The organism is Yimella sp. RIT 621 (assembly GCF_004146205.1).
Lineage (GTDB): Bacteria > Actinomycetota > Actinomycetes > Actinomycetales > Dermatophilaceae > Yimella > Yimella lutea.
Genome location: NZ_SEIP01000029.1, coordinates 1 through 5,050, shown reverse-complemented (window position 1 = coordinate 5,050; position 5,050 = coordinate 1). Strand labels below are relative to the sequence as shown.

4 protein-coding genes are annotated in these 5,050 nt (G+C 68.4%); all 4 read right to left on the bottom strand.

Annotation, left to right across the window (positions count from 1 at the left end; all coding sequences use genetic code 11):
- Nucleotides 1-31: 31 nt before the first annotated feature.
- From coaD to EU513_RS15515, 4 genes are read right to left on the bottom strand one after another with little or no spacing between them, the layout of a single operon-like run.
- On the bottom strand, nucleotides 32-535 hold the full coding sequence (gene coaD, locus EU513_RS15530) for a pantetheine-phosphate adenylyltransferase (protein WP_342771354.1): 504 nt from the start codon (nucleotides 533-535) through the stop codon (nucleotides 32-34).
- Complete coding sequence (gene rsmD / locus EU513_RS15525) at nucleotides 532-1,104, bottom strand: 16S rRNA (guanine(966)-N(2))-methyltransferase RsmD (protein WP_129627779.1); 573 nt, start codon at nucleotides 1,102-1,104, stop codon at nucleotides 532-534. Before rsmD ends, coaD begins: the two co-directional genes overlap by 4 nt.
- 1 nt (nucleotide 1,105) lies before the next feature.
- Nucleotides 1,106-3,301 carry an ATP-dependent DNA helicase RecG gene (locus tag EU513_RS15520; RefSeq protein ID WP_129627776.1) on the bottom strand — a complete coding sequence of 732 codons (2,196 nt, stop codon included), beginning with the start codon at nucleotides 3,299-3,301 and terminating at the stop codon, nucleotides 1,106-1,108.
- Between the two features lie 2 nt (nucleotides 3,302-3,303).
- Nucleotides 3,304-4,926, bottom strand: a complete 1,623-nt coding sequence (locus EU513_RS15515; protein WP_129627773.1) for a DAK2 domain-containing protein — start codon at nucleotides 4,924-4,926, stop codon at nucleotides 3,304-3,306.
- Nucleotides 4,927-5,050 lie beyond the last annotated feature (124 nt).

Here is a 5,050-nt window from a genome sequence, read left to right as displayed (position 1 = left end):
ACTCGCGGTCGGCACTCAGCCACCGGCGCGCTCAGTCACCGCGCAATCGCTGCACGAGTGGCTCGAGTACCGGGGGCGGCACCATCGCCGACACGTCCGCGCCGTGCTGCGCACACACCCGCACCAGCGAGGAGGAGTAGTGCGAGACGCTCGGATCGGCCGCGACGAAGAGCGTCTCGACGCCGGTCATCTCGGTGTTCATCTGAGCCATCGGCATCTCGTACGCGAAGTCGGTGCCGTTGCGTAGGCCCTTGATCATCACGCCCGCGTCGAGTTCGCGGCACACATCGACGACCAACCGGTTGCCGAACGCCTGCGCGCGCACGTTGGGCAGGTGTGCGACGGACTCCTCGATCAGCCGGACGCGTTCCTCGGGCGTGAAGGTGCCGTTCTTGTCGGGGTTGTAGACGACCGCCACGACGACCTCGTCGAACAGCTCGGCGGCGCGGGTGATCACGTCGAGGTGGCCGACGGTGATCGGGTCGAACGAACCGGGGCTCACAGCCCGACGCACGTCGGCGCTCACATCATTCACGCGGCATCTCCTTCAGGCACGAACTCAGCGAACCACACGGTCGTCTCGCCGTAACGGCGCGGACCGATCAACTCCACATCGGCCGGCCACACCGGCTCGGGCGAGCGCGACGAGCGCTCCACCACCAGCACCGCGTCCTCATTGAGCCAACCCGCTGCCAGACGCTGCAGGACGGTGGCGAGATTGGCGTCGTCGATGTCGTACGGGGGGTCGATGAGGACCAGATCGAAGGGCTCCCCCGTCGCACCGGCCACCACCTTCTCCACCGACTCGGTACGCACCTGCACGTCCGGTAGCCCGAGTTCACGCACATTGCGCTGCACCACCGCCGCCGCGCGGCGGTCCTTCTCGACCAGCACCACTGCGCAGGCGCCCCGACTGGCGGCTTCGAGGCCGAGCACTCCGGATCCTGCGTAGAGGTCGAGCACACGTGCGTCCTGCAACGCATCAAGGTGTTCGAGTCGGGCGAACAACGCCTCCCGGACTCGCTCACTGGTCGGACGCGTGGAGTCACCGGGGGGCGTTGCCAAACGACGTCCGCCCGCGACACCGGCGATGATGCGGGTCATGTCAGCCCCTCTCCAGGAAGGCGACCTGCTCGGCGTCCAGGCGTTCCCACAGGAGTTCGGCCAGTCCCGGGTGGTCGGCGAGCGTCGGGTCGTCGGCGATGAGCTGCGTTGCGTCGGCACGGGCGAGTTCGATGAGTTCGACGTCCTTGGGGTGGGTGATCCGTAGGTGCTTCAGGCCGCTCTTGCCGCCGGACTGCCGCCCGCCGAGGACGTCGCCCTCACGTCGCAGGCTCAGGTCGAGGTCTGCGAGCTCGAATCCGTTGTTGGTCGCAGCGACGGCCTCGAGCCGCTCGAGTGTCACCGGGTTCTCCGAACCGGTGACCAACAGGCACAGCCCACCGGCACTGCCTCGACCGACGCGTCCGCGCAACTGGTGCAACTGACTGATGCCGAAGCGTTCGGCGTCCATGATCACCATCATCGTGGAGTTGGGCACGTCGACGCCGACCTCGATGACGGTGGTCGACACCAACACGTGGATGCGGCCGGCCGCGAACTCGCTCATCGCGAGCTCCTTCTCCTGCGCGCTCATCCGGCCGTGCAGCATCTCGATCCGTAGGCCCGCCAAGGCAGGTTCGGACCGCAGCGTGTCGAGGGTCTCCAGCACTGATGCAGTCTGTTGTTTCGTCGGGTCAAGCAGGTCGGACTCATCGGCCCAGGGGTTCGCGATGCCGTAGTCGTCCAGGAACGCGTCCGGGTCCTCCGCGCCGATCCGCGGGCACACGACGTACGCCTGGTGGCCGCGCCCGACCTCCTCGGCCACGCGCTGCCAACTGCGCTGGAGCCAGCCGGGTCTGGCGGCCGGGACGACGTGGGACACGATCGGCGCGCGCCCGGACGGCAGTTGGCGCAACTCGGACGTCTCCATGTCGCCGAACACCGTGATCGCGACCGTCCGCGGGATGGGGGTGGCGGTCATCACCAGGACGTGCGGTGGACGAGTTGCCTTGCCGCGCAGGGCATCTCGTTGCTCCACCCCGAATCTGTGCTGCTCGTCGACGACCACCAGTCCCAGATCGAAGAAGTTGACGTTGTCCTGGATCAGCGCGTGCGTGCCGATCACGATGCCGACCTCGCCGGAGACGATGTCGAGCAGAACACGCTCCCTGGCCGACTTGCTCATCGAGCCGGTGAGCAGCGCCACCCGGGTACCGCCGTCGGCGCCGCCGAGCATGCCCCCCTCGGCGAGGTCGCCGAGCATCTTGCGGACGGAACGTTCGTGTTGTTGCGCGAGTACCTCGGTGGGAGCGAGCAACGCGGCCTGCGCGCCGGCGTCGACGGTGGCCAACATCGCTCGGAGCGCGACGATCGTCTTGCCGGAGCCGACCTCGCCCTGGAGCAGACGGTGCATCGGCCGCTCGGCCGCGAGATCGGCGGCGATCTGAGCACCCACTTCCTGCTGTCCGGCGGTGAGTTCGAACGGCAGTCGCTCGTCGAAACGGGCAAGGAGGCCGTCCGCCTGGGGCACGCGCGGTGTCGCGGTCTGGGCGTCGTACTGCGCCCGACGTGCGGCCAGCGCCGTCTGCACGACCAATGCCTCGTCGTAACGCAGCCTGCGGCGGCCACGGCCGACGTCGGCCTGCGAGGTGGGCAGGTGCAGCAACCGATATGCCTCGTGCATCGACGGAAGTCGATGTCTGGCAAGGAGATCGGCAGGCAGCGGGTCCTCACCCTCCCAGGAGCCCAGCACCTGCTGCATCGCGATCGTGAGCGACAGATCCGTCGTCTTGGGCACTGCGAGATAGGTGGGGACGATGCCCGAGGCGTACACGCTCGCGGAGTCGTCGGTGGTGAAGGTGTACTCCGGATGGGACAACTGGAACGACCCGCGGTACGCCTCCAGCTTGCCGCGGAACAAGGCGGTGGCCCCCGGAACGAGCTTCTGTTCGTGGCCGTAGGCACGGAAGAAGACAAGCCGCGCCGTCGTGCCGTCGGCGTCCTCGATGACCGCCTCCAGCATCCGGCCCTTGCGGTTACGCATCGAGCGGGCGTTCGCGTTGACCACGGTCGCGACGAGCACCGCCATCTCGCCGACCTGGAACTCCGCCAGGCGTCCGGCTGTGTTCGCATCGATATATCGACGCGGCAGGAAATCGAGGAAGCCACCCACGGTGTGGACGTCGCGCGCCTCGGCCAGACGCCCGGCGACACGTTTGTCGATCACCTTCGCCAGGTCGGTACCCCGTGTGACCTGCACGCTCACTCCACCCCGACGGCCAGAACATACGGGCCGCCGCCCTGCACGATCGTCACCTCGATGTCCGGGTGGGTGCGGCGCAGGCTGGCGCGCAGCGTGTCGGCAAGGGCGTCCGGCACCTTCTCCCCCACCACCAGCGTGACGATCTCGCAGTCGTGTTCGGTGACCAACGTCTGCACCACGCGCGCCGCCACAGGCAGAGCCTCGTGGCCGTACTCGATCACCTCGCCGTCGATGCGTCCCACGACCGCACCCTTCGGGCAGGTGCCGGACGGGGTCTCGAACTCCTCCGACGCGATCGTCAGGATGCCGGTCGACAGGCTCACGAGCGCATCGTCGACTGCTGCGATCACCTCCGCACCGGCCTGCTCGGGATGTGCGACGGTGAGGGTCGCCAGGAACTCGGTCGGTCCGGTCGAGCCGGGACGCATGACGCGGATGTCCTTGTCGCGCAGCGCTTTTTCGAGCGCGTCGGCGGTGCGACCGCTACGTCGTCCGTCAGCCACGAGCAACACCTCGGCCAGTCCGGTCTCGCGGACAGCCCGAACGGCGGAAGCCCGGGCGATGCGCCCGGCGTCGCCGGCCACGACCATGCGCTCGTCCTGGCGGGCCAATTCGGCCAGGCCGGGTGAATCTGCGACGGCGACGACGAGCGTCTTCGTCTCGGTGGAAACAGGTACCGGGTGACGCGCAGTGATCTCGTCCTGGAAGCGGGTCACCTCGAACCGGTGCGGACGCCCGGCGTCAGCACCCGCGTTGAGGGCTGCAGCGACATCGTCGACATGCACGTGGACCGACCACACGTCGGGTCCCCCCGCCACGACGAGGGAGTCGCCGAGCCGGTCGAGGACACCTCGCAAGCGCGAAACGCGGGACTCGTCGGTCTCGGCGAGCATGAACATCACTTCGTAGCCGGGCCCCTCGATGCTCTCGCAATCGGAGTCGCGAATCGCCCCTTCGCCGGCGAGCCAGGACGGCGGTTCGCCGAGGCCCTTGATCGGCCCTGCGTCGGCCTCGATGACCCGACGCAACGAGTCGAGGAGTACCACGAATCCTGCGCCCCCGGCATCGACGACGCCGGCCTCCTTGAGCGTGGGGAGTTCGTGCGTGGTGTTGACCAGCGCGATCTCCGCGGCGCGAACTGCGCCGGTCACGACGTCCTCGAGCGAGCCGGAGGCCTGAATCGCGGCACCGTCGGCGGCGGCGCTCGCCACCGTGAGGATCGTCCCCTCGACCGGGATGCTGACGCTGCGCCAGGCATAGTCCGCTGCCCGTCGCAGCGCATCGGCGAGTTGCCTTCCGGTCATGCGCTGGTCGGGAGATTCGGTCAGCACCTCGGCCACACCGCGAGCGACCTGACTGATGATCACTCCGGAATTGCCGCGTGCGGCCATCAAGGTGGCCTGCGCGAGATCGCGCGCCGCCTGCACCAGGTCAGCAGGCTGGGTGAAGGCGAGCGACCCCATCGCACCGTCGACTGTCATCAGCAGGTTGGTGCCGGTGTCGCCGTCGGGTACCGGGAAGACGTTGAGCCGGTTGATCCGCTCGGCGTAGGTGGCGAGATCGGCGCGCGCGGTGACGACCCAGCGACGCAGTGCGTCGAGGTCGAGCGTTTCCAGCGCCATCTGTCTGTCATCCTTCGTGCGTGGGCCGACCGAGCGTGCAACGCAAGGAAGATTATCCGTCGCCGCCGACAGCACGTGACGCAAGCCACCCGACTCGCCCGAATCCGCCCCGGACGCCGGCCGG